This is a genomic window from Dyella solisilvae, assembly GCF_003351225.1.
In the GTDB taxonomy this organism is placed as follows: Bacteria; Pseudomonadota; Gammaproteobacteria; order Xanthomonadales; family Rhodanobacteraceae; genus Dyella; species Dyella solisilvae.
The window spans coordinates 208,960-233,300 of record NZ_QQSY01000005.1 but is presented as its reverse complement, the minus strand read 5'-3'; the positions used below and the strand labels follow the sequence as shown (position 1 = coordinate 233,300).

Annotated in this window: 23 protein-coding genes; 8 read left to right on the top strand and 15 right to left on the bottom strand. The window is 66.4% G+C overall.

The annotated features are described in order from the left end of the window. Positions 1-36: 36 nt before the first annotated feature. From DVT68_RS17225 to DVT68_RS17215, 3 genes are read left to right on the top strand one after another with little or no spacing between them, the layout of a single operon-like run. Positions 37-477 (top strand): hypothetical protein, encoded by a 441-nt coding sequence (locus DVT68_RS17225; protein WP_114826369.1) that lies wholly within the window; start codon positions 37-39, stop codon positions 475-477. A gap of 50 nt (positions 478-527) precedes the next feature. Continuing rightward, entirely contained in the window at positions 528-1,223 is a 696-nt protein-coding gene (locus DVT68_RS17220) for a CBS domain-containing protein (protein ID WP_114826367.1), read from the top strand. Between the two features lie 53 nt (positions 1,224-1,276). Beyond that, positions 1,277-1,513, top strand: coding sequence for a hypothetical protein (locus DVT68_RS17215; protein WP_147281762.1), 237 nt, complete (start codon positions 1,277-1,279; stop codon positions 1,511-1,513). Positions 1,514-1,589: 76 nt separating this feature from the next. Here DVT68_RS17215 and DVT68_RS17210 read toward each other — a convergent pair whose 3' ends face one another. From DVT68_RS17210 to bufA2, 4 genes are read right to left on the bottom strand one after another with little or no spacing between them, the layout of a single operon-like run. Beyond that, the gene (locus DVT68_RS17210) at positions 1,590-2,504 is read right to left on the bottom strand and encodes a helix-turn-helix transcriptional regulator (RefSeq protein WP_114826363.1); all 915 of its coding nucleotides are present in this window, start codon (positions 2,502-2,504) and stop codon (positions 1,590-1,592) included. A gap of 57 nt (positions 2,505-2,561) precedes the next feature. Then, complete coding sequence (locus DVT68_RS17205; RefSeq protein ID WP_158543531.1) at positions 2,562-3,356, bottom strand: HvfC/BufC N-terminal domain-containing protein; 795 nt, start codon at positions 3,354-3,356, stop codon at positions 2,562-2,564. Further along, positions 3,353-4,210 carry an MNIO family bufferin maturase gene (gene bufB / locus DVT68_RS17200; protein WP_233523532.1) on the bottom strand — a complete coding sequence of 286 codons (858 nt, stop codon included), beginning with the start codon at positions 4,208-4,210 and terminating at the stop codon, positions 3,353-3,355. Before bufB ends, DVT68_RS17205 begins: the two co-directional genes overlap by 4 nt. 47 nt (positions 4,211-4,257) lie before the next feature. Next, positions 4,258-4,536 (bottom strand): BufA2 family periplasmic bufferin-type metallophore, encoded by a 279-nt coding sequence (bufA2, locus tag DVT68_RS17195; protein ID WP_114826359.1) that lies wholly within the window; start codon positions 4,534-4,536, stop codon positions 4,258-4,260. A gap of 280 nt (positions 4,537-4,816) precedes the next feature. Between bufA2 and DVT68_RS17190 the strand changes: the two genes are divergently transcribed. From DVT68_RS17190 to DVT68_RS17180, 3 genes are read left to right on the top strand one after another with little or no spacing between them, the layout of a single operon-like run. Next, the gene (locus DVT68_RS17190; protein ID WP_114826357.1) at positions 4,817-5,326 is read left to right on the top strand and encodes a DoxX family protein; all 510 of its coding nucleotides are present in this window, start codon (positions 4,817-4,819) and stop codon (positions 5,324-5,326) included. Positions 5,327-5,354: 28 nt separating this feature from the next. Then, the gene (locus tag DVT68_RS17185; RefSeq protein ID WP_114826355.1) at positions 5,355-5,741 is read left to right on the top strand and encodes a thioredoxin family protein; all 387 of its coding nucleotides are present in this window, start codon (positions 5,355-5,357) and stop codon (positions 5,739-5,741) included. Next, positions 5,741-6,469, top strand: a complete 729-nt coding sequence (locus DVT68_RS17180) for a cytochrome c biogenesis CcdA family protein (RefSeq protein WP_114826353.1) — start codon at positions 5,741-5,743, stop codon at positions 6,467-6,469. The genes DVT68_RS17185 and DVT68_RS17180 overlap by 1 nt, the downstream gene beginning before the upstream one ends. Positions 6,470-6,548: 79 nt before the next feature. Here the strand turns inward: DVT68_RS17180 and DVT68_RS17175 are convergent, their stop codons facing one another. From DVT68_RS17175 to DVT68_RS17155, 5 genes are all read right to left on the bottom strand, one after another. Further along, positions 6,549-6,929 carry a potassium channel family protein gene (locus DVT68_RS17175; protein ID WP_114826351.1) on the bottom strand — a complete coding sequence of 127 codons (381 nt, stop codon included), beginning with the start codon at positions 6,927-6,929 and terminating at the stop codon, positions 6,549-6,551. Between the two features lie 87 nt (positions 6,930-7,016). Beyond that, the gene (locus tag DVT68_RS17170) at positions 7,017-8,051 is read right to left on the bottom strand and encodes a DUF2955 domain-containing protein (RefSeq protein WP_114826350.1); all 1,035 of its coding nucleotides are present in this window, start codon (positions 8,049-8,051) and stop codon (positions 7,017-7,019) included. After that, complete coding sequence (locus DVT68_RS17165) at positions 8,051-9,172, bottom strand: HlyD family secretion protein (RefSeq protein ID WP_114826348.1); 1,122 nt, start codon at positions 9,170-9,172, stop codon at positions 8,051-8,053. The genes DVT68_RS17170 and DVT68_RS17165 overlap by 1 nt, the downstream gene beginning before the upstream one ends. Beyond that, positions 9,172-10,752 carry a TolC family protein gene (locus DVT68_RS17160; protein WP_199536116.1) on the bottom strand — a complete coding sequence of 527 codons (1,581 nt, stop codon included), beginning with the start codon at positions 10,750-10,752 and terminating at the stop codon, positions 9,172-9,174. The genes DVT68_RS17165 and DVT68_RS17160 overlap by 1 nt, the downstream gene beginning before the upstream one ends. An 18-nt stretch (positions 10,753-10,770) precedes the next feature. Continuing rightward, the gene (locus DVT68_RS17155; RefSeq protein WP_114826346.1) at positions 10,771-11,877 is read right to left on the bottom strand and encodes an AI-2E family transporter; all 1,107 of its coding nucleotides are present in this window, start codon (positions 11,875-11,877) and stop codon (positions 10,771-10,773) included. 299 nt (positions 11,878-12,176) lie between these two features. On the opposite strand from DVT68_RS17155, the gene DVT68_RS17150 reads away from it, so the two are divergent. Both DVT68_RS17150 and DVT68_RS17145 read left to right on the top strand, forming a co-directional pair. Next, positions 12,177-13,019: a class I SAM-dependent methyltransferase gene (locus tag DVT68_RS17150; protein WP_114826344.1), complete on the top strand. Its 843-nt coding sequence runs from the start codon at positions 12,177-12,179 to the stop codon at positions 13,017-13,019. A 285-nt stretch (positions 13,020-13,304) separates the two neighbouring features. Beyond that, positions 13,305-14,798: a S10 family peptidase gene (locus DVT68_RS17145; protein ID WP_114826342.1), complete on the top strand. Its 1,494-nt coding sequence runs from the start codon at positions 13,305-13,307 to the stop codon at positions 14,796-14,798. Positions 14,799-15,252: 454 nt separating this feature from the next. On the opposite strand, the gene DVT68_RS17140 is transcribed toward DVT68_RS17145, so the two are convergent. The 6 genes from DVT68_RS17140 to DVT68_RS17115 form a co-directional block, all read right to left on the bottom strand. After that, positions 15,253-16,287: a TraB/GumN family protein gene (locus DVT68_RS17140; RefSeq protein WP_158543530.1), complete on the bottom strand. Its 1,035-nt coding sequence runs from the start codon at positions 16,285-16,287 to the stop codon at positions 15,253-15,255. 167 nt (positions 16,288-16,454) lie between these two features. Continuing rightward, on the bottom strand, positions 16,455-18,047 hold the full coding sequence (locus DVT68_RS17135; RefSeq protein WP_114826338.1) for an inorganic phosphate transporter: 1,593 nt from the start codon (positions 18,045-18,047) through the stop codon (positions 16,455-16,457). A gap of 117 nt (positions 18,048-18,164) precedes the next feature. Next, a complete protein-coding gene (locus DVT68_RS17130; protein WP_114826336.1) occupies positions 18,165-19,595 on the bottom strand; it encodes an aldehyde dehydrogenase family protein in 1,431 nt (476 codons plus the stop codon). 15 nt (positions 19,596-19,610) lie between these two features. Beyond that, complete coding sequence (locus DVT68_RS17125; RefSeq protein WP_114826334.1) at positions 19,611-21,254, bottom strand: acetolactate synthase large subunit; 1,644 nt, start codon at positions 21,252-21,254, stop codon at positions 19,611-19,613. A 110-nt stretch (positions 21,255-21,364) separates the two neighbouring features. Next, positions 21,365-22,744, bottom strand: coding sequence for an exodeoxyribonuclease VII large subunit (gene xseA, locus DVT68_RS17120; protein ID WP_114826332.1), 1,380 nt, complete (start codon positions 22,742-22,744; stop codon positions 21,365-21,367). Positions 22,745-22,851: 107 nt separating this feature from the next. After that, positions 22,852-24,309 (bottom strand): phospholipase D-like domain-containing protein, encoded by a 1,458-nt coding sequence (locus tag DVT68_RS17115; RefSeq protein ID WP_114826330.1) that lies wholly within the window; start codon positions 24,307-24,309, stop codon positions 22,852-22,854. Positions 24,310-24,341: the final 32 nt, after the last annotated feature.

Here is a 24,341-nt window from a genome sequence, read left to right as displayed (position 1 = left end):
TACGGAGACACAGCCTTTCACCGACGGGAGTTCACCATGAGCCAGAACAACGCGCAGAACATCAACATCAACGTCGAGCTCGCCAACCCATTTCGCGAAGGGGAAGACAACTACCTAGTCATCGAGCAGGGTCATCTTCACCATCAATTCGAAAAGATCACGGGCACCAATCACCCGCACACGATTACCTGGACACTCACCGGCAACGCCAGCGGCGGAGAGTTCTGCGCGTTGAATGACCCCGAGCATCCGGGTCTCAAGTGGCTGGATGGAGTCCCCAGCGAAAAGATCTTTCACAAGCTGGAGCCGCGGGGGACTAAGCAGCTGACCGTCCACAACCATCACTACGACAAGAGCAGCGAGGGCGAGTGGCACTACCGGTTGTTCGCCCGTTTCGGCAACAAGGTGTACAGCGTACCCGTGACAGCCGGCGCCGGGCCGTCGATGAACACCAATCCTTCCATCAAGAACAACTAGAATGCCTCCTCGTGCTGTCCACGCCTGTACGGGTCAAGGAGGCTTGTGTCATGAATGTCGGCGACGCCATGACCTACCAAGTGCGAACCGCTCTGGTCAGCGACCCGGTGTCGCTGGCCATGCGCATCATGTTGGGGGCCAAGGTAAGCGGCCTGCCGGTGGTCGATGGCAAGGGCCACCTGGTCGGCATACTGACCGAGAGCGACCTGCTGCGGCGGGCGGAAATCGACACGCAGCGCAAACGGCCGCGGTGGCTGGAGATCGTGCTGGGACCGCGCCGACTGGCGCAGGAGTATGTCGACACCCATAGCCGGCGGGTGGGCGACCTGATGACCACGGACGTGGTCACCGTTGACGAGTCGCAGCCGCTGGCCGACGCGGTCTGCCTGATGGAAAAGCGTAACTTCAAGCGCGTTCCCGTGACGCGGGATGGCCATCTGATCGGCATGCTCAGCCGCGCGGACCTGCTTCGGGTCTTCCTGAGTGCGCTGCCGCCGGAGGGTGCCGCTCTCGCTGTTTCCGACACGGATATCCGGCAGCGCATCGACGAGGAGATGCTCAGGAATCCGTGGATCACCCGCTCGGCCATCCGGGTATCCGTCAATGAGGGAAGGGTTGATTTGGATGGCGTCGTGACCAATGACGCCATGCGCGATGCATTGCGTGTGCTGGTTGAAAATGTCCCCGGCGTCGTCGGCGTCAAGGACAAGTTGACCTTCGTCGGGCAGAGAAGGGGATACCTCTAGGCGTTGCAAAGTGAAGGCGCCAGGAGTCTTGCATGTGCTGGTCGAACAAGTTGATGCAGGAAGACGTGAGTTTTCTGTTCTGGCTGGATTATGGTCGGGTGCGTCAAATGCCGGTGCTGATTGCGGACCGGCTGTTGTCCTTTCGGCTGGTGCACCGTGTCGAGCCCATGCATGGCGCCCACGTGCCGGATCGCGGCGACCTTTCGATCGATGTATCGGCGCTTGGCCACGAGTTGATGGCCGCCGTGCGCAACGGCCTCGATCCGCGTTTCAGGATGCCGGAACCTTAGCGGCTGATGCCTGCCGGCTCCGGTTGAGGGTCGTTCCGGGACGCCACGCCACCTGCCGTCGCGGCACGCAGGCAACTCAATTGAGCGTCGCCATCCGAATGCCCTCGCCACGTACACGGCCAGGGCAAACCCCGCTGACCCGCTTGAACAGCCGACGGAACGCCGCCTCGCTGCTGTAGCCCAGTTGTTGCGCGATGCCGGCGACCGACTGCTGGCGGTCGCGCAGCCATTGCTCGGCCAGGCTCACGCGCCACTGCGTGACGTACTGGATCGGTGGCACCTTCATCAGTTGCGTGAAGCGTTCGGCGAACGCCGAGCGGGACATGCAGGCCACTGCCGCCATCGACTGCATGGTCCAGGCCTTGCCCGGGTGGTCATAGACCGCTTGCAGCACCCTGGCGATGCGCGGATCGGCCAGCGAGGCGAACAGTCCCTGGCGCTCGCCCGCGTCGCCGGCGTAATCACAGATGGCCAAGGTGAACAGCGCGTCGGCCAGCTTGTTGAGCAACACCTGGCGGCCGGCGCAGCCGGCGTGCACCACCTCCACCATCATCGCGGCGAGCTGCCGGAACGGCGCGCTGGCGCCACCGGCACGGATCACCATGCAGCCAGGCAAGGCGAACCCCAGCGGATGTTGCGCGGCGCCGATGAAACGGAATTCGCCACAGATCAGGCTGGTTTCCGTGACGCGCCCGTGGTCGTCGGCGCTCAGGCGGTGCGGGGCGCCGTGCGGAAACACCACCAGGTCGCCCACGCCCAGTTCGATGGCGTCCTGAAGCACCGGGCTTTCCACTTTGCAGTGGCCGACGCCGACCAGATGGAACAGGCCGCATTCGTAGTGTGGCTCATCGAGAAACCAGGAGCCGCAGCGGTGGAGTTCCGCGATCACCTGCACCTGCAGCATGGAGCGGTTGAGCAGCGATTCCAGTGCGGGTTCGACCAAAGGGGGCCGCGGGCCGGCGGACAACGAAGGATGGGGTTCGATGTACATGGGCTTCCTTCCGGCGAATGGGCTCTATAGGCCAGTTCGCCACGGGTGGGCCCACGGTTACACAGGCGTTGTCGTCGGGATGGAAAGATGGCTGATCAGGCCATCGGCCAGCCACCGGTGCAGCAGGCTGGCCATGCGCGGCAGGGCTCTGGGCGCGCCGTAGCGATGGGCCAGGCGTTCGCACAGCTGGGCGAAGGTTTCCCCGCGCCACACGCCTTCCAGGGCCAGACGTTCGGCGGCGCCGACCGGCCGATAGCGGACGTCCAGACCGGGCCGCCATACCAGCAGGTGACGCGGTCGACGCAGGCGTCGCAGCGCGGGGCGGGACGCGCCGCGATCAGCGGCTCGCCGGAACGCATCGATATTGCTCAGGCAGACGACGAGCTGCGCGTGTCCGAGGGGACGCAGCCGCAATCCGGCCCAGGCATCGGCGGGCAGCCGCGCGAGTTCGGTGGGGTCCACCAGTGCTTCGTCGGTGGCGTCGAAGGCGGTGGATATGGCCCAGTCCAGCCGGGCCATCTCGGCCAGCACCGGGCGCTCGCGCCATGGCGGAACTTCGGCGAGGTGCTGCGCGAGGTCCTGGCCGTGCCAGCGGATGTTGTAGTGGGTGGACGGGTGGGCCTGGGTGTAGCTGTCGAGCAATTCGGGGAAGCGCCGGCCGGCAAGCAGCGCCAGGCCGGGGAACTCGGTGGCAAGCGCATCACGCAGGCGCAGACGGTAGCCGCGGTGATAGATGGCAAAGCGGCTGGCGCCATCGGCGATCGGATCGCTGCACAGCTCATCGAGTGGCGGCGACGCGGTGGCCAGCATCGCGTTGGTCAGTTGAAGTTGCATCTGACGCAGGTCGCTCATGCCGCCTCCCGCAGCCATGTGTCAGCGAGCCGGCGGGCATGGTCCAGTTCGGCCCGCAACTCCTGCAGCGGAGGGATGTGGTCGTCACGTTCGATCATGGTGGAGACGCGGCCGAACCGGCGCAACGCTTCCACGTAGAGATCCCACACCGGGTCGACCACCGGAGCATCGTGCGTGTCGATCAGCAGCGAACCGCTCCGTTCGTGGCCGGCGAGGTGGAACTGCTGCACGCGCGAGGCCGGGATGCCATCGAGGTAGTCGAGCGCGGAAAAGCCGTGGTTATGCGCACTGACATGGACGTTGTTGATGTCCAGCAGGATCAGGCAGTCGGCCCGCTCGGCCACGGCGGCAAGGAACTCCCATTCGGTCAGCTGCGAGGCGGCGAAGCGGATGTAGCTCGATACGTTCTCGAGCAGGATGCGTCGGCCGAGGCGGTCCTGCACGTGTTGCACGCGCGCCACCACGTGGTCGAGCGCCTCTTCGGTATACGGCAGCGGCATCAGGTCGTGCAGGTTGACGCCGCCCACACCGGTCCAGCAAAGGTGGTCGGAGATCCACGCCGGTTCGATGCGGCGGGCGAGGGCGTCGAGCTGGTCGAGGTAGCGCTCGTCCAGTGGATCGGCGCCGCCGATCGACATCGACACGCCGTGCATCACCAGTGGAAACCGCTCGCGGAATCGTTCGAGCCAGCGCAGCGGACGGCCACCGGGCGCCAGATAGTTCTCGGAAACGATTTCCAGCCATTCGACGTCGCCAGGTTCATCGATCAGCGATTCATAGTGATCGACGCGCAGGCCGAGGCCGTAGCCGAGATACGGTAGCGGGTGGTTGCGGGATGGGTTGTTCATGGTCATGGGTGACGGGGCTTCCGCAGTGTTGCGGAAGCCCCGCTGGGCTGGTTTCAGGAGGTTTTCGCCGCGGCCTGGGCCTTCTCGCAATCCTGCTGGGTCTTCTGCATGGTGAAGCCCTGGCCCTTGCACGAGTTCTGCCCCTTGCAGGCATTGGTGGCCTGCTTGCAGGAGCCCTGTCCCTTGCAGCTGGATGAGTTCACGCATTTCACGCTGGCGGTCGCGCTGTCGCTTGCAGTCTTGTCGCCGGCCGTCGCGGTCATCGACGTCGCGGCGAACAGGCCCGCAACCATCATCGCCATCGCGGCGCCGTTGAGTTTGCTGGTCTTCATGGATCACTCCTGTCATGTCAGGACGCCGCGCAATCGCGGCGCGGAAAAGGGAAAGTCGAAACCTGCCTGGCGGGGTGCGGCAGGCGCCGACAGGGACATTCTCGGCATCGCGGCCGGCGCGGGCTGTCCCCCGGCGTCCCGCATTTGTGCCCGATCGTCCGGTCGTGCGGTCCTGCCGAAGGACCGGACGGACGGCAAGAAAGCGCGGACGGGTGAACATGGCGGCCGACGCAGGTGATTCGCATGATGCGGTTCCGTCCCCACCACGGAATGCCCTGCCATGCGTCAGCTCATCGCCACCACGGCCTCGCGCCTGCTCGAGATCCTCAACCGCGTCGACTGGCTGGGGCCGCTCGTCGTACGCGTGGTGTTCGGCTACTTCTGGCTGGAGACGGGCATCGCCAAGGTGCACAACCTTGGCGGGTTCACCCAGCGCTTCGTCGGCTGGGGTATTCCGTATCCCGCGTTCAGCGCGACCTTGTCTTCCTGGACCGAACTGATCGGCGGCCTGTTGCTGATGCTCGGCCTGTTCACGCGGCTGGTGTGCATACCCATGCTGATCAACATGGCGGTGGCCGTAACCCTGGTCGTCTCGACCAACCTGATGGGCCTGGATGACTACGTCGAGGCGGATGAAATCGTCTACAGCCTGATTTTCTTCTGGCTACTGGTGTGCGGCCCCGGCAAGGCGAGCCTCGACACGCTGGTGGCCCGCGCCCTCGGCATCCGGCCCCGATCCGTCGACACGACGACGGCCACACGCGCCACGGTCCGCGCCATCACCCACTGACAGCCCGCCATCGGGAGCAAAGGTCGCCATGAACACGAACATCTTCGGCGTCGCCATCGGAGCATTGCTGCTGGCGCTGGCCGTTCGAGCGCACGCCGATGAGGCGCCATACAACGCCACGCAGTACCAACAGGCCATGGCCGCCGGCAAGCCGGTCGTGGTCTATCTTCATGCTGACTGGTGCCCTATCTGCCGGGCGCAGAAGCCGATCGTCGACCGCCTGTCACGCGAGCCGAAATTCAAGGCGGTGACCATTTTCGTCGCCGACTTCGACACGGAAACCGCGCTCGAGCGATCGTTGAAAGTCACCCAGCAATCCACCTTCGTGGTGTTCCGGCAGGGACACGAGGTGACCCGCTCGACCGGGCAAACGGCTGAGCCGGAGATTCGCGCGACCCTCGAGCAGGCTCTCTGATGGATTTCGGCCTGGGCACGTTTGCGCTGGCATTCCTGGCGGGCGCAGCGACCCTGCTTTCTCCCTGCGTGCTGCCGCTGCTGCCGATCCTGCTGGCATCGGCGATGTCGCGGCATCGCTGGGGCGCGGCGATGCTGGCGCTGGGCCTGAGTCTCTCCTTCGCACTGGCAGGTACGGTGCTGGCGAGCGTGGGCGCGTCGGCAGGGCTCGATCCGCGGACATTCCGACGGATCGCTGCGTGGCTCATGCTGCTGTTCGGCCTGGTCATGCTGCTGCCGCCCTTGCAGCGCGTGTTCGAGAGGATGACCGCCCGAGTGGGCAACACCGGGCAGCAGGCCCTCGGCGGCGTGCGCGGCGGGGGCGTCTTCAGCCAGTTGTCGGTCGGCCTGCTGCTGGGCCTGGTATGGAGCCCTTGCGTGGGGCCGACGCTGGGCGCCGCCACCACGCTGGCGGCGCAGGGGCGGCATCTACCCCAGATCGCGCTGCTGATGGTGGTGTTTGGCCTGGGGGCGGGACTACCGCTGCTGGTCTTGAGCACGGTCTCCGGCGCCGCCATGACCCGTGCACGCGGCGCGCTGGTGACGTTGGGAATGGTGGCCAAGCGCGTGCTGGGTGGCTGCTTCGTGCTGATCGGCTTGCTGGTGCTGAGCGGATTCGACCGCCGGATCGAGGCGCTGCTGCTGGGCGTCAGTCCAGACTGGCTGACGCGCCTGACGACTTCGCTCTAGCAACGAGCGCGGGACCCTTCCTCCGTGCGATGGGGTTGCAGCGCAGTTTTGATTGCCGACGTGCGCCGTTCGCCTTCCACTAGTCTGGAAGATCAATCTCGCGGGAGGCCGCTTGAACCCCGCGCACCGCCGCGGCGATGATCAGCCCGGTGATCAGCAAACCATCCAGGCCCAGCAGCAGCGCATCAAGCCGGCCGAAAGCCGTGGTCGGCACGACGTCGCCATAGCCGATGGTGAGCGCGGTGATACCGCAGAAGTAGATGGTTTCACCAAAGTGCGTGGGTGTCCGGTTCAATGTCTCCACCGGGCCACCGAAGTAGTACATCGCGACGGTCAAGATGGCGAACAGGAGCAGCAGGCCGGCCAGGATCGCGCCCAGATACCAGAGCGTTTCCAAAAACTCCGACAGCACGTCGCCAGCTCTCAGTCGGACTTTTCCTTCCTTCGCGGTCTTTGCCATGGTGGAAACCTCTCGATCGGATATGGCCGGCCCCGCCGGTGTGGTGGGCGGATGCATGCGGCGGCGCTCAGGTGCGCATGCCGGTGGCTAGGAGCTTGGTTGGGGAAGACGTTGCCTCACCTCGAGTAGCTGGAGCATGAAGCACGCATACAGGGTGACGGCGATGAACAGCCCCATGCGCACCGCAAACGCCGTATAGACGTCTTTTCCCGCGACGCTGTCCTGCACCGATTGGCCCAGCAGGATGATCAGGGTGACCAGGGTGTTGAGCCAGAAGCCGGGCTTGTACCGGCCCGGGCGCAGACCGTACAGCTTGCGCGCCACCGCCAGGCCGAACAACAGCATCCACAGGAAGAACATCCATAGATTCACGAACCACTTCAGTGCGAACCAGAACAGGATCGCCAGCAGTCCGCCAAGCAGCGTGGAGCCCAGCAGCTCGCGCGCCGCGCCGCGTGCTGAGGTCGTGCAACTTTGCCGTCCGAGGCTCACCGATTTCATGATGATGGGCATGTAGGCGGCTGGATCGGCCAGCGCGAACAGGAACGCAGGCAACACGACTAGCGTCGCGCGCAGCGCCAGGCGACTGGCTTCGCGATTGGACAAGCTGCGGCTCGCCGCCGCCCTGGGAGCGCCGGCGGGATCGGGTAGAAGCCAGTGGCAAAACGCGAGCACAAGGACGGCGAGCAACAGTCCCTTGATCAAGGCCCCTACCACGGTGATGGCCAGTTGCATCTCGGCGGCGCCTGCAGCGGAGATCATGGTCAGGCCGGCGGCCAGGAAGGTCGCGACCAGGTTGTTGCCGCCGCGCAGGCCGTAGCGAAAGGCCAGGAACAGGCACAGCCCCACCAGCAGCACACCGGCCTGGACGTAGTAGCGAAGCAGGGGAACCAGCAGCAGGCCACTGCCCGTGGCGAGCCCGACCACCAGCGGTAGCCCCAGCGCTGCCTTGAGTGGGAGCGGTCGCGGCAGTGTCGCGAACAGGAATACGGCGAACACGGGCGCCACCATCGGCAGCGGCAGGTCCATGCCAAAACTGATCGCCAAAGTCAGCGCCGTGCCGAGGCCCATGCGCAGCGCACGGCGCCCAAGGATCTCTCGTTGGCTGGATGGGGTTGTCATCAGTAGACGTAGGAGAGCCAGCTCATCACCCGCAGGAACACCCGGCCGAGCGGATTGAGCGGGTTGCCACTCGTGGGAAACGCCATCACTTCGACTTGCCCGCCGACACGGATATCGCCCGTGGGCACCGTTTCGTCGGGCGCAAACTCCACGATCACCGGGAAGCGTTGCGCCGGCCGCAGCCAGTCGCGGCTGTTCTGCACCGTGGGCAGGGAGCCCGGCGGCGTGGGCTGGCCTGCGCTGACGCCGTAGCTGATGCTGCGTATGCGGCCCCGGAACAGCTCGCCCGGCCGCGAATCCAGCACCATCTCGACTGGCGTGCCGGGGCGCAGATGACCGAGATTGTTCTCGGTCATGTCCGCGCTCACCCAGACGTCGTGGATGGCGATCAGCGTCATCACCGGGGCGCCCGCAGCCGCGAACTGTCCAATATCCGTGCGCAGATCGGTGACCAGTCCCGACGAGCGCGCGCGTATTCGGGTATTGGACAGATCGAGCTCCGCCTTCTCGACAGCCGCCGTGGCGCTGCGCAACTGCCCGTTCTGCGCATCGCTGCCGCCCTGCTGCTCGCGGGCGCGTTCCACTTCGGCCTGGGCGGCGCTGACCTGACTGGTGGCTTCGTCGTGGGCGGCCCGCGCAACTTCCAGGCGTCGCAGCGAGATCGTGCCCTGGTCCTCGCTATAGAGTCGTTCGAGACGATCACTGTCCTGGCGGGCCTTGACCTCGTTGGCGTTGGCGGCGCGCAGCTTGGCTTCCGCGGAATCGATGCCCGCCGTGTTCGCGCCGATCTGGCGGCGCGTCGTTTCCAGGTTGGCGCGCGCGCTGGCCAAGGCGATCCGGTACGGTTCCGCATCCACTTCGAACAGCACCTCGCCTGCCTTGACCTCCTGGTTGTTGCGAGCGAGTACGCGGGTGACGCGGCCCGAGACTTCCGCCGCCACTGGGATGACGAAGGCCTGCACGCGCGCTTGTTGCGTGTAGGGCGTGTAGCGGTCGGCGAGCAGGTACCACAGCAGGCTCACGCCGATCAGGATCAGCGTCCACTTCACGCCCTTGCCCGAAGGCTCGGCAGCGGGAGGCGTGGGCGCCGCGCTCGGGGCGGGCGAGGGTGCGTCGCTCATCAGGGTTGGCCCTTGGGCTGGGAGATGCTGGCGGACGGGGCGTGCGGCTCATCGAACAGGTCGCCCCAGTCGGTGCGCTCTTGCATCTGCTGGCGGGTGGCGGGATCAATCAGCGGCTGGTCGGTATGCCAACCGCCACCCATGGCCTTGTAGAGGGCGATCAGGCTGCCCACCGCGTTGCTGCGGTTGACGATGTACGCATCCTGCTGGGCGAAGAGTGCGCGTTGCGCATCGAGCACGCGCTGGAAGTCCGAGTAGCCCTCGCGGTAAAGCGTGTTGGCCAACGCCAGCGAGCGGTGCGCGGCCTGCTCCGCGTCGTGCAGGATGGTGTCGCTTTGCAATGCCGATAGCAGTCCGGTGGCGGCGTCGTCAGCCTCGCGTGCGGCCTGGCGCACGGTGTTCTGGTAGGCGACCTCCAGTTGCTGAAGGCGGGCGTCCTGCACGCGCACGTTATTCATGATCCTGCCGTGGTCGAACACGTTCCAGGTGATGCTGGGACCGACCGCGAGGGCCAGCTTGCTCGGTGAGCCTGCGATGGAGCTGGCGCTGAGCAGCGAGTCGGGCGTGCCGGAAGATGAGCTGCCGCTCCATGCCAGCGTGCCCAGCAAGGTCACCGACGGATACAGGTCCGCCTTGGCCACGCCGATGAGTGCCGATTGCGACGCCATGTAAAGCTCGGCGGAACGCACATCGGGACGACGCAGCAGCAGGTTGGCCGGCACATCCTGAAGTACCGCATGATCGACCAGCGGGATCACGCCTTCCTTTCCCGCCTGCACCTCCAGCTCAGGCAGCGGGCCGGGCGGGCGGCCGATCAGTACGCACAGCGCGTGCTGCGCCAGCATGATCTGGCTTTCCAGTTGCGGGATGCTGCTCAGCGTGCCCAGGTATTGGGTCTTGGCCTGCTGGAAGTCCAGTTCGTCGGTTTCGCCACCCTTGAACAGGCGCTCGGTGATCTCGAAGCTGCGCTTCTGCAGCACGGCGTTTTCACGCGCGATGCGCAGGCGTGCCTCGGCCGTGCGCATGGTGTAGTAAGTGTCGGCGACCTGGGCGTGCAGCAGCACCAGCACGCCATCGCGATTGGCCTGCGAGGCGAAATAGGCCGCATCCGCCGACTCGATGGCGCGCCGGAAGCGACCCCAGAAGTCCAGCTCCCAGCCGATGTCGAAACCCGCGCCGTACTGCCAGGAGCCGCTTGAGCTCGTGTCGCTGCCGGAGTGCTTGCTCTTGGTGTACAGGGCCTGGCCACCGATCTGTTGCACCTGGGGGTAGCGCCCGCTCTCGGCAATACCCAGTTGGGCGCGCGCCTCCAGCACGCGCAGTCCTGCCACCTTCAGGTCGGCATTGTTGGCGTCTGCCTCGGCCATCAGGCGCTCGAGGTTCTGGTCGCCGAACACCTGCCACCACTGGCTGGCGTCCGGCTGCGCACGCTGGGACGTGGCCTGTTCGACCTGTGGGCTGCTCCAGTGCTCGCTCAGGTCGGCGTGCGGCGGGTGGAAATCCGGGCCCACGGTGACGCAACCGCCGAGGCAAACCATGCCGGTCAGCAACAACCGGTTTGGGCCAGAGAGGCGCGACACGGCACGTGTCCCACGACGTCAGGGCTGTTTCGGCTCGACCGGCGGCGCCTCGGCGTGCGGCTGGTCCTCGACCCAGCGCCAGAACAGTTGATAGCCGACGGCCAGCACTACCGGGCCGATGAACAGGCCGATTACCCCGCCGGTCACCATGCCGCCGAGCGCGCCGATAAGCACCACTGGCATCGGCACATCGACGCCGCGACCGAGCAGCAGCGGCTTGAGCACGTTGTCCGCCAGGCCCGCCACGAAGACATAGACGGCGAACACGACCCCGCCGACGGTGAATCCTTCGGTGGCGAACACGAAGATGATCACCGGGATGGTGATCAGCGTGGCCGGCAACTGCATGATGCCCAGCAGCAGCACGGCCAGCGCCAGCAGGCCTGCACCGGGGATGCCCTTGGCCACGAATCCGATGCCGACCAGCAACATCTGGATGAAGGCGATGCCGACCACGCCCTGGGCTACCGCGCGGATGGTCGCGGAACACAGATCGGTGATCTTCGGGCCGCTTTCTGCGCCGAAGATGCGCGAGGCGATCTGTTCGGCGCTGTGCCTGGACTCTTCGCCGTAGGCCATGAAGATGCCCGAGATGATCAGGGCGAAGAAAAAGATAAGCAGGCCCGCGCCAACGCCGGTGGCGGCATCCAGCAGCCCCGTCGCGACACCCTTCAGATGCGGCATGAAAGTCTGCAGCAGGCCGGTCAGGTCCGTCGAGGCCTGTTGCCAGAACGCATACACCTTGCCGCCGATCAGCGGCCAACTTGCCACGGACTCGGAAGGCGCAGGAATGCGCAAGCTGCCGCCCTTGACGATTTCAATGCCGTGCTCGATCGAGTCGACCAGGGCTACGCCAAGCAGATAGGTGGGAATGGTGATGACGAGGAGCGAGATGACGACAAGCAGCGTCGCCGTCAGTCCGTCCTTGTTGCCCAGGTGTTTTCGCAGGCGCAGGTGCAGCGGGTACAGGGCCACCGCCAGGATCAGCGACCACACCATCAAGTTGGCGAACGGGTAAAAGATCCGGAAGCAGGAGACCGCGAGGATCACGATGAGACCCGCGCGAATCAGCACGTCAAGCATGCCGCGGGAGAGTTTCTTTTCAGTAATCGGCGCAGACAGCATCGATGATCTCCTTGCTGGTTGCAGTAGAGATATCCGAGCAGTAAGCCAAAGTAGTCGAGTGGCCTATGCCGGCCGGCGCCGGGAACCCAGCACCTCGATAGTCCGCCGGGGTGGCGTGTTTGACGCACGAAATTTTAGGTCGGGGGGCCTACCGGTGCATCGGTAGATTTACTTAACGTGCGCGGCGGTAATGCGAGAGTGTCGCGTTTGGGCCTTTGTGCCGTGGCGGCGCCCGTGCACGCTAAACTTCACACCTTTGCTGGGCGCCTGATGGGCCCCGCTTCAGGTGAGGTTTCGTCTTGTCGCACTATTCCGGTCCGTTGCTCACGCGCCCCGTTCTCGACACGCTGCTGGCTGCACGCGATGCAGGCGAGGGCGCATGGCGCGGCTCCCTGGACCTCGGTCGTTCCAGCGGCGACGCCGTGCTGGCGCCGGATGCATGGGAGTGGAAAGGGTTGCGCTATCCCTATCCGCACAAGCTGAAGGACCGCACGATCTACTACTGGGATGGTGAGGAATTCTCGCCGGTGTCGCGCTTTTCCGGATCGCTGATCAAGCTCGTGCCCACCGAATGGGGCGCGCCCACCTTCGAGATCGACGGCATCAAGATGCTGCCCACGTCGAAGGAGTCGCCGTTCGAGGACGCGCGACGCAAGGTGGCGCTGGTCGAGCCGCGCGGCAAGGTGCTGCTGGACACCTGTGGCGGCCTTGGCTACTTCGCTGCCTGCTGCCTCGAGGGCGGCGTCGCGCGCGTCCTGTCGTTCGAGAAGAATCCCGATGTGCTGTGGTTGCGCACGATCAACCCGTGGTCGCCGGACCCGGACGATCCGGCCCACGCCGGTCGCCTGCAGCTGACGCACGCAGACGTGTCGCAGGCCATCACTCAGGTCGCTGACGCCTCGGTGGACGCACTGCTGCACGACCCACCGCGCTTCGGCATCGCGGGGGAGCTCTACTCCCAGGTGTTCTACAACCAGCTGGCGCGCGTGCTCCGGCGTGGCGGACGGCTGTTCCACTACACCGGCAGCCCCAACAAGCTGACCAGCGACCGCGACGTTCCGCGCGAGGTGGCGACGCGTCTGGAGAAGGCGGGTTTCAAGGCGCAGCTGGCGCTGGATGGCGTGCTGGCGACGCGGCGCTGAGCCTTTTCGGACCCGGGCGCCGCCAGCTGCCGCAAGCAATTTCGCAGGACTGAGGCGGTCACCCCTGCCGAACGGCACTGGTGGTGGGGTCGGCCGTGCCGCATCTATTGGCGTTCGCCCGGGCGTCCCTTGGCCTGTTCCCACGTAGAGCAGGGGAGTGGCGCGCGCCGGGGCGTCCATCGCTTTCCGTTGAACTGCCTTTGTGTGAGATGCCTGATGAATCGTGATGTACCTGCTCGTGCTCGTGTAGCCCGCGCCGGCCGATGCGCCGCCTGGTGTGCGGCCATGCTGGTGGCCGGATTGGCGCTGGCCCCGTGGTCGACCGCCGCGGCTGCCGCGGCCAAGGACGCCAAGCCGGCGGCCGATGCCGCCGCCGACAAGAAGCCCGATGCGGAGCTGCCGCCCCTGCCGGCGGACAAGACCATCAAGCAGAGCGTACGCGTGGGTGGCCGCACGCTGTCCTATGAGGCGACGGTTGGCACCATCCCGGTGCGCGACGCCAAGGGCAAGAAGATCGCCGACGTGGTCTACACGGCCTATACGGTGTCCGGCAACGATCCGCACCGCCCGGTGACGTTCGCCTTCAATGGCGGTCCCGGCGCGTCGTCGGTGTACCTCAACATGGGCGCCATCGGTCCCAAGCGCATCCAGTTCGGCGTGGATGGCGACGCGCCATCCGATGCCGCGGTCACCAAGGACAACCCCAACACCTGGCTCGACATGAGCGACCTGGTGTTCATCGATCCGGTGGGCACCGGCTTCTCGCGCTCGCTGGAGGATGAGGAGCAGACCAAGAAGGACTTCTACTCGACCGAGGCGGACATCAAGTACCTCTCGCGCGTGGTCTACGACTGGCTGGTCAAGCATGGCCGCCTGCGCGCGCCCAAGTACGTGATGGGCGAGAGCTACGGCGGCTATCGCGCGCCGCGCATCGCTTATGCGCTGCAGACCAAGATGGGCGTCGGCGTGAACGGCCTGGTGATGGTGTCGCCGTATCTCGATCCGGCCGCCATCGGCGACGGCGATGCGCTGTCGCCGCTGCCGTGGATGATCAACCTGCCGTCGATGACGGCGGCGCACCTGGAAGGCCAGGGCCGGCTGAGCCCGGCGGCGATGGCCGACGTGGAGAACTACGTGCGCACGCAGTTCGTCACCGACTTCCTCGCTGGCCGCTCCGATCCCGGCGCGATCAGCCGCATCGTGCAGAAGGTGTCGAGCTACACCGGCCTCGAGCCGTCGGTGGTGTCGAAGCTGGATGGCCGCGTGGACATCGGCTCCTACCTGCGCGAAGTGCATCGCGCCGACAAGAAGATCGGCAGCGTGTACGACTCCAACGTCACCGCGTTCGATCCGTTCCCGGGCTCGGCCGAGCGCCAGTCGGGCGATCCGATCCTCGATGCGCTGCTGGCGCCGACCACCAGCGCGATGGTGGACTTCGTCACACGCGAGGTGGGCTGGCAGACCGATGCGCACTACGAGGCGCTGTCGTACGCGGTCAACAAGGCCTGGGATCGCGGCAACGCGGACGACAAGCCGGTCGCCGACCTGCGCAAGGCCATCGGCAACGACCCGAACATGAAGGTGCTGATCGTGCACGGCTACAACGACCTGTCGTGCCCGTACTTCACCTCGCGCCTGATCATCGACCAGATGCCGACATTTGGCCAGTCGCAGCGCGTGAAGCTGTCGGTGTACCCGGGGGGCCACATGTTCTACAGCCGTCCCGGCAGCGCCTCGTCGTTCAAGGCGGATGCGGCGACGCTGTATGGCGTGAAGTAAATCCGTCGCCGCACATTCGTCATTCTTGCGCCCCCCTGAGGGGGCGCAGATTGCGGCGCCTTTGCTCCCAATGGACCCAAAGTCGCTGGATTCCCGCTTTCGCGGGAATGACGTTGTGGTATTCGAAGACGCTTGCAGTACAGCCACACCGGCAGCGTCGCCTCATCCAGCCCAGGTTCGGCGAAGGTGTATGGCGTGAACACGGGCGGCGTCGCCCCGTCTAAGGCAGATCTGGCTAAGTTGCATGGCGTGAAGCTGAATCGCCTCTACACATTCGTCATCCCTGCGAAAGCAGGGATCCAGTGCCTTTGCTCTTGAACGCCTGGAAGTCGCTGGATCCCCGCGCTTGCGGGCTGACGGCCGGCGAAATGGAGTGTCGAGGTTGACCTATTGGGGCTTTGGGCTCGCGGTCCCGCCAGCGCCGATCACAGCGAGCGCCACCCAAGCACGTACGTCAAGGCACCACCACACCCTCCGGCGCCCTCACGATGTAACCCAGCGACTTGAGCCGGGCCAGATAGCCATCCGGTGACATCAGCTGGTCCATGGTGAGGATCGCCACGGTGCGCTTGTTGCGGGTCATCGCTTGCTGCGCGGCCTGGAACCAGGTGGCCTCGATGCGCTTCGGCAGGTCGGGGATGTTGAGCTGGTGCTCGAAGTCGCCGTTGATGGCGGCCACCACGCAGGGCTCGTAATTCGTGCCCTGCATCAGCTCCTGCAGCGTCTTCATGTCACCAGTGGCCCAGGCATTGGCGCGCTGGGTGAGCGTGGGCATGTCGTGCTCGACCATGTGCATGGTTTCGTCGAGACAGGCGATGCCCTGCTTCTGTGCCTGATCGGCGCCCTGGGTCAGGCCGGGAGCGTGGCTTATGACCTGCTCGTAGCGCACGCCGATCACGCGGGTACCGTGCCGGTGGGCCAGCTTTTCCACCATGCCTTCTACGTCGGTTTCGGCGGTCAGGCCATTGGCCTTGAGCGCCTTGAAGTAGAGCTGTTCGGCCACCACGATCGGGCGCATGTATTCAAGCGCGTCGTCATCGCCCAGATACTGATGCCTGACGGCTTCCCAGCGCGCGTACATCTCCGGCGGCAACAGATCGCGCAAGGTGGCGCCGCCTGGATTGAGTTTCGCAGCCGGCTGCAAGGCGAGGCGCGAATACAGGCTGGTCGGCATCTTCAGGTGCGCCGACGGCGCTTCCAGCAGTTCGGTGGAGCGGGCGAGCGCCTGCTCCAGTGTGTTCCACTGCCAGTCGGCGTCCTTGGGCAGCGGCGACAGCGTGCCGATCACCCACATGATGTGATCGCCCCGCCGCACCTCCCACAATGCCGGCCCGGGCAACTCCCCGTGCACGGTCACCGTCTGCAACTGCACGGCAGTCGCGGCGCTGGCCGGAACCTGTTGGGCGGTGGTGGGCGGGCTGCTGGATTGCGCCGAGGCGTGGGCGGCGATCAGCAGCGTCCCAAGGAAAACTGCGGTCTTTGCGTGCATCCGGGAAGCTCCATGAGGGGGACGCGACGGCTTCGGCCCGACGCGGCGGGCCCGCATGATTGAACAACACCCATGGCCGTCACGCCATATATGGCGAGTGAAGGCTGGCCGCGGAGGCCCTTGCTTCCGCCTCGGGGACAGGCGCCGCCCGCCCCTGGTGATAACGCTCAAAAGAGGTGGCGGAGGACCATGTAGAGGCCGCCGGCTAGCAGGATCGAGGCGGGCAGGGTGAGCACCCAGGCCATCAGCAGGTTGCGCACGGTGGCCCATTGCAAGCCTGAACCGTTCGCCGCCATGGTGCCGGCCACGCCCGAGGTGAGCACGTGGGTGGTGCTGACGGGCAGGTGGTACATGTCCGCGGCCTGGATCAGGCCCATCGCCACGAACTCGGCTGACGCGCCCTGGGCGTAGGTAAGGTGTTCCTTGCCGATCTTCTCGCCCACGGTGACCACGATGCGCTTCCAGCCCACCATCGTGCCCAGGCCCAGCGCGAGCGCCACCGCCACCTTCACCCACGGCGGGATGAACTGGGTCGCCAGGGTGCCCAGGCCGCGCCAGCTGGTCAGCGTGGCGGTCTGCTGCTTGGTCAGGTCGGGCTTGGCCAGCACCAGCGGGATCGCCGTGGTGACCAGGTAAATGTCATTGCGCACGTTGCCCATCTGATCCGGCGGCACCGAGCGCAACGAGGGGCGATTGCCGACCTGATGGTCGATCTCGCCGATCAGCGCGGCGAGTGCGGGGACCGTGCTCGGCAGCAGCTGGCGTTGGCGCAGCGCTTCGGTGATCTGGTCGCGCGGATCGCCGCCGACGGGCGAGGTGGTGGCGCCGAGATCGGTGAGCACCTGCCGCGCCTCCACCGACACCTGGTGGAAGGTCTTCACCTGGCTGCCCGCTACCGCGCCGTTGAGCGCATAGGCGGTCGGCACGGTGCCGATCAGGATCAGCATGATCAGGCCCATGCCCTTCTGGCCGTCGTTGGAACCGTGCTTGAAGCTCACGCCGGTGCAGGTGAGCACCAGCAGCGCGCGGATGGGCCACGGCGGCGGCAGCTTGCCTTCGGGGGCGCGATACAGCGCCGGAATCCTCACCACCGCCTTCAGTATCAACATCAGCAGGCCGGCCAGCAGGAAGCCGGCGATCGGCGAAAAGATCAGGCCCCTGAACACGCCGATCGCTGCGTCCCAGTTCACGCCGCTGGTGCCGCCGCTGGTGGAGATCAACTGGTTCGCCAGGCCCACGCCAATGATCGAGCCGATCAGCGTATGCGAGGAGGAATTGGGCAGGCCGAAGTACCAGGTGCCGAGGTTCCACACGATCGCCGCCAACAGCAGGGCGAAGACCATGGCGAAACCGGCCTGGCTGCCCACCTGAAGGATCAGTTCCACCGGCAACAGCGACACCACGGTGAAAGCCACCGCGCCCGATGACGTGAGCACGCCGAGGAAGTTGAACGTGCCCGACCAGATCACCGCCAGGTTGGGCGGCATGGCGTTGGTGTAGATCACGGTGGCCACGGCGTTGGCGGTGTCGTGGAAGCCGTTGACGAACTCGAAGCCCAGCGCGATCAGCAGCGCGACGCCGAGCAGGACGAACGGCGTGATCGAATGGGCGCGTACGCCGGACAGGTCCTGCACCAGGTGCAGGCCGGCGTAGACGCCGCCGATCAGCAGGATGATCCCAAACAGCAGGGCGAAGAGGCGCCCGCTGGCCTGGGACTGGCCGGTGGTAGTGGCAGTGGCGACAGCGGCTTCGGTCTGCATGACGTGCCCTCAAGGTCTGCCCACGTGAAGCAAAACACCGGTGCAAGACAGCTACATGACAGCCTGCGCGGAGAGCCGCCACGGCGCCCTGCGCGTGGCGGTGATACCCACGCCGGCTTACAGCTCGCGCATCACCATCAGGCGAATCTCGGTCATGTCCTCGATCGCGCAGCGCACGCCTTCGCGACCGATGCCGGACAGCTTCAGGCCGCCATAGGGCATGTTGTCCACGCGGAAGCTGGGGACGTCGTTGACCACCACGCCGCCTTGCTCCAGCTCGTTCCAGGCGCGCATGGCATGGGCAAGGCTGTCGGTGAAGATGCCGGCCTGCAGCCCGTAGTCGGAGTCGTTGACCATAGCCACCACCTTGTCGAAGCTCTTGAACGGAGCCAGCAGGGCGAACGGGCCGAATGCTTCCTGGCGATGCGCCTTGGCGCTGGTCGGCACGTTTTCCATCAACGTGGCCTCGAGCATGGCGCCCTTGCGCTTGCCGCCGCACAGGATCTTGCCGCCGCCCTTGCGCGCCTCCTCGATCCAGCCCTCCAGGCGTTCGGCGGCGGCCTCGTCGATCATCGGGCCGAGGAAGGTGTCCTTTTTCTTCGGGTCGCCCGCCTTGAGCTTCTTCACCGCGGCGACCAGGCGCTTCTTCAGTTCGTCGTACAGCGACTCATGCACGTAGATGCGCTGCACGCTGATGCAACTCTGGCCGGACTGGTAGAAGGCGCCGAACACCAGGCGGTCGATCACGCGGTCCAGGTGCGGCTCCTGGTCGGCATCGACAATGCACGCGGCGTTGCCGCCCAGCTCCAGCGTCACCTTCTTGTGCCCGGCGCGGGTCTTGAGATCCCAGCCGATCTGGCTGCCGGTGAAGGACAGCAGCTTGAAGCGCGGATCTTCCACCAGCGGGTTGGCGTGCTTGCCGTCCAGCGTCAGCACCGAGAATGCGCCCTTGGGCAAGTCGGTCTCGGCCAGCACTTCGCCGATGATCAGCGCGCCGATCGGCGTGCGCTCGGCCGGCTTGAGCACGAACGGGCACCCCGCCGCGATCGCCGGCGCGACCTTGTGCGCCACCAGGTTGAGCGGGAAGTTGAACGGCGTGATGAAAGAGACCGGGCCCAGCGGCACGCGCTTGGTGTAACCGTGGTAGCCGTCCAGGCGCTTGGCGAGTTCGAGGTTGATGGTTTCGCCGTTGACGCGCACCGCTTCCTCGGCGGCAATGCGGAAGGTTTCGATCAGGCGGGTGACTTCGCCATCGGAGTCCTTGATCGGCTTGCCGGCCTCCACGCACAGCGCATACGCCAGTTCCTCGCGGCGCTCGGCAAAGCGTTGCGCGCAGTGTTGCAGCACCTGCTGGCGCGCCCACGGCTTGAACTCGCGCATCGGCCCCGTTGCCTTCACCGCGGCGGCGATGGCTTTCTCGGTGGCCTTGGCGTCGGGCACGGCCACGCGCGTGGCGACCTTGCCGCTGTACTTGTCCAGCACATCCATCATTTCCTTCGAGGTCTGCGGCTGGTTGGCGAGGTAGTACGGATAACTTTTGGCGAGCATGGAAACTCCAGACGATCAGACGGCTGCGCTCAGCCGACGGATCTCTTCGTTGAGGATGCGGTGATTGTCCGAATAGTCGATGGCCAGGTCGATCAGGTGCACGCCGCCGGTGTCGAACGCGTGCCGCAGCGTGGGCAGGAATTCGTCCGCGCTTGCGGGGCGGTGGCCACGCGCGCCATGCGCTTCGGCGAACTGCACGAAATCGGGGTTGCCGAACACCATGCCGTAGTCGGCATAGCCCATCTCGGCCTGTTTCCAGCGGATCATGCCGTAGGCGTCGTCGCGCAGCAGCAGGATCACCAGGTCCAGCTTGAGGCGCACCGCGGTTTCCAGCTCCTGCGCATTCATCATGAAGCCGCCGTCGCCGCAGATGGCCAGCACCTTGCGCTCCGGATAAACCATCTTCGCCGCCATCGCCGAGGGCAGGCCGGCGCCCATGGTGGCGAGCGCGTTGTCGAGCAGGATGGTGTTGGGCTCACGGGCGCGGTAGTAACGGGCGTACCAGATCTTGTACATGCCGTTGTCCAGGCAAAGCACGCCGTCGTCGGGCATGAATCGGCGGGTGTCGTCGACCACGCGCACCGGATGCATCGGGAAGCGCCCGTCGCGGGCATGATCATCGAGCTGCCGGTGGAAGGCTTCGCGCACCCGGTCGAAGAAGTGGAAATTCCAGTGTTCCTGCGCCTGCAGCGCGTCGGTGAGCCGTTCGACGGTGTGCGCGATGTCGCCCACCACCTCGATCTGCGGGAAGTACACCGCGTCGACTTCGGCGCTGGAGAAATTCACGTGGATCACCGTGCGCCGCCCCTTGCGCATCAGGAATGGCGGTTTCTCCACCACGTCGTGGCCCACGTTGATGATCACGTCGGCCGCATCGATCGCGCGGTGCACGAAGTCGCCATCGGACAGGGCCGCGTTGCCCAGCCACAGCGGGTGATCCTCGTCGATCACGCCCTTGCCCATCTGCGTGGTGAAAAACGGGATGCCGAGCTTGTCGATGAAGGCGCGCAGCGCCACCGTCGTGCGTTGCCGATTGGCGGCGGCGCCGATCATGAGGATGGGATGCCTGGCCTTGCTGATCGCCTCGGCGGCCTGCACCAGCGCGGCATCGTCGGGCGCGGGGCGGCGCGCGTATTCGGTGGGCAAGAGGATGGCGTCTTCCACCGTGTCGCGCGCGATGTCCTCGGGCAGTTCCAGGTGCACGGCGCCGGGACGTTCCTCCTCGGCGCGGCGGAACGCTTCGCGGATGCGCGCGGGGATGGTGGAGGCGGACACCAGTTGGCGCGTGTACTTGGTCAGCGGTTGCATCATGTCGACCACGTCGACCAACTGGAACAGGCCCTGCTTGTGCTCGCGGATGGGCTTCTGCCCGGTGATCATCAGCATCGGCATGGCGCCGAGCTGGGCATAGGCCGCGGCGGTGACCAGGTTGGTGGCGCCGGGGCCAAGGGTGGAAAGGGCGACGCCCGCTTCGCCGGTGAGACGTCCCCAGGTGGCGGCCATGAAGCCGGCGGCCTGCTCATGTCGGGTGACGATCAGCTGGATCGAGGATCCGCGCAGCGCTTCCACCAGATCCAGGTTCTCCTCGCCCGGCACGCCGAAGATGCTACGCACCCCTTCGGCCTCCAGCGCCTTGACGAACAACGCAGCAGCCTTCATGCGACGCTCCCCGCGATGAAGCGGTCAGGATGCGGGAGGGCGCGTTCAGACCACGTGAGGTGCTGGCCCTTGCGGGACCGCACGCGGTGTGAGGCCGCGGAGCTTCGTCGTTACGGCTTGGCTGGCTTGTCGCCCACGGGGCGGGGGCCGGTCACGGCTAGCGGCAGTTCGCCATCGGCGAGGCGTGCGCGGAGAGGCGTGCCTTCGGCCACGTTGTGCGACGAGCGCAGCACCTTGCCCTGCGCATCGAACAGTATCGCGTAGCCGCGATCGAGCGTGGCCAGCGGGCTGATGGCGTGCAGCGCGCGGCCCGCTTGCCCCAGGGTGAGGCGCTCGCGTTCCAGGCGCCGCTCGATGGTCTGGCGCAGGCGCTGGGACAGTTCGGTGAGCTGTCGCTGCAGTAAGGCCAGGTGCTGGCGCGGATGCTGGGCCAGCAGCCGGGCATGCAGCCGTTCGAGTTTCACCCGCCGCCATTGGGCCTGCTCGCGTTGAACGCCCAGCAGGCGACGGTGCAGGTTCATCAGCCGCTCGCGGTCGCGTTCCAGCCGCGCCTGCGGCCGTTGCGCCTGCAGGCGGGCAAACAGGTGGTCGACGCGCTGGATCCGCGACTGCAGTCGCCGCTGTTCCAGCGTCACCAGCCGTTGCTGCAACTGGTGCAGATGACGCCGGAGCGCCTGCGCGTCTGGCGCCAGCAATTCCGCCGCGGCCGACGGCGTGGGCGCGCGCAGGTCGGCGACGAAGTCGGCAATGCTGAAGTCGATCTCGTGGCCCACCGCCGACACCACCGGAACAGCGCTGGCGTGGATGGCGCGCGCCACCTGTTCGTCGTTGAAGGCCCACAGGTCTTCGAGCGAACCGCCGCCCCGGGTGAGCAGCAGCACGTCGTAGCGTCCGCTGGCCGAGGCCTTGCGCAGCATGTTGACGATGGCGGGTGGCGCCTCGCGACCTTGCACCGGCACCGGCAATACCTCGACCTCAGCCAGCGGCCAACGCCGCGACATCACGCTGAGCACGTCGCGGATCGCCGCGCCGGTAGCCGAGGTGATCACGCCGATGCGGCGCGCATAGTGGGGCAGGGCGCGCTTGCGCGCCGGGTCGAACAGGCCTTCGGCATCGAGCCGGGCCTTCAGTTGCTCGAACTCGCGTTGCAGGGCGCCTTCGCCGGCCGGCTCCATGTGCTCGGCGACCAACTGGAACTCGCCGCGGGGCTCGTACAGGCCCACCCGTGCGCGCACCAGCACGTGCATGCCATCGGCGGGTCGGAACTTCAGCCAGCCGCTCTTGGGGCGGAACATGGCGCAGCGCACCTGCGCGCTGCTGTCCTTGAGGGTGAAGTACAAATGCCCCGACGCCGGGCGCGCCACGTTGGACAGCTCGCCCTCGATCCAGATCAGCGGCAGCGCGTCTTCCAGCAGGTCTCGCACCAGCCGGTTGAGCGAGCTGGGCGTGAGGATCTGCCTTGAAGGCGGCTGGTCGTCGGACATCTGCATGGACTGTGCAGCCTATCACGGTTCGCTTGAAGAACAATCGCTTGGCCGATTCAGTGCAAGCATTTTCTCGCTTGCGGGACGCTGACCGGCCGGTCGCGGCGAGGGCTTCAGTCTTCGGCGGCAGGGTACTCGTGGCGTCGGCGGCGTCGCCGCAACTGCCAGGCCCGGGCGACAAAGTTCAGCGACAGCCAGACAGCGACCACGGCCAAGGGCAGGCCCAATACCAGAGGCCACAGCAGGGCGACGATGGCGAGCAGCGCGAGGACCAGCGCGGTGGTGAGCAACGGGCTGACCGAGGTGTCGCCGAGCACCCGGCGGTCGGTCAGCGCCGCGCCTACCGTGTTGGCGATGCGCAGCGCGCCCGCGGCGGTGCGTCCCGAGCTGCCGCCGGGCCGGCGCTGCCTGGGGGGGCGCGCCATGCTGCTGCACACCTGTTCGGACTGGCGGGCCCAGCGCCTCGGCGCAAGCACGATCTCGGTGGCGTTCTCCAGGTCGCGTTCGTATTGGGCGGCCAGCAGGGCGGCGAAGCCGGCGTCTTCCACTGCCACGTCGATCTCGCGATTGCTCAGCCAGCTGGCGAGGTTGAGGTTGGAGGAACCAACACGCGCCCACCGTCCGTCGGCAACCGCCGACTTGGCGTGCAACATCGACCCGTTCCACTCGAATACGCGGATGCCTGCCTTGAGCAAGGGGCGGTAGCCGGCGCGGGACATGCTCGCCACCGCCGGGATGTCGCTGCTGCCCGGCACCAGCAGGCGCACGTCCACGCCATCGTGGGCGGCGGCGGCCAGCGCCTGCGTGTAGGTGGCCACGCCGACGAAATAGGCGTCGGTCAGCCACAAGCTTCGGCGCGCCATCGAGGCGATTAGCTGGTCCAGCCGATACATGCCGGCAGTAGCAGGTTGTGTAGCGATCACGCGCAGCGCCACGCCGCCCTCCGCAGCGGCGCCACCGGGCGGTGGGGGGGGCGTTGGCAACGGCGTGCCGATGCTTGACCAGCTTTCCGCAAACGCAGACTCGAGCTCGGCCACGGCCGGGCCGCGCAAGGCGACGCCGGTATCGCGCCAGGGCGCCACGCCGCGCCTGGGGTCGCCCAACCACTTCTCGCTGAGGCAGACGCCGGACAGGAAGCCCAGCCTGCCGTCGACCACCAATTGCTTGCGATGGTCCCGGCTGATCCAGCCGAACGGCTGTCCGAATCGCGGCGGGTTGTAGGCGCGCACCTGGCCGCCGGCTTTGCGCAGCGGTTCCCAGAAGCTGTTCCTCAATTGGCCCCTGCAGCCCAGCCAATCGTAGATGACGGCCACGAACACACCGCGCCGTGCGCACTCCACCAATGCTTCGAGGAAGGAGCGCCCCACGGCGTCGTCGCGGATGATGTAGTTCTCCAGCAGCACGCGGCGTTGCGCGCCGCGGATCGCGGCGAGCCATGCCGTGAAGTGCGCCTCGGCATCGATCAGCAATTCCGCGGCGTTGCCGCCGAGCAGGGGCGCCCCGGCGGCGCGACTGAGGGCTTGTTCGGCCAGCAGCCGGGCGGAAGTGGAAGCAGGCGGCATCGGACTCATGAAGACGGAGTGTAGGCCATGCCTGTGCGGCG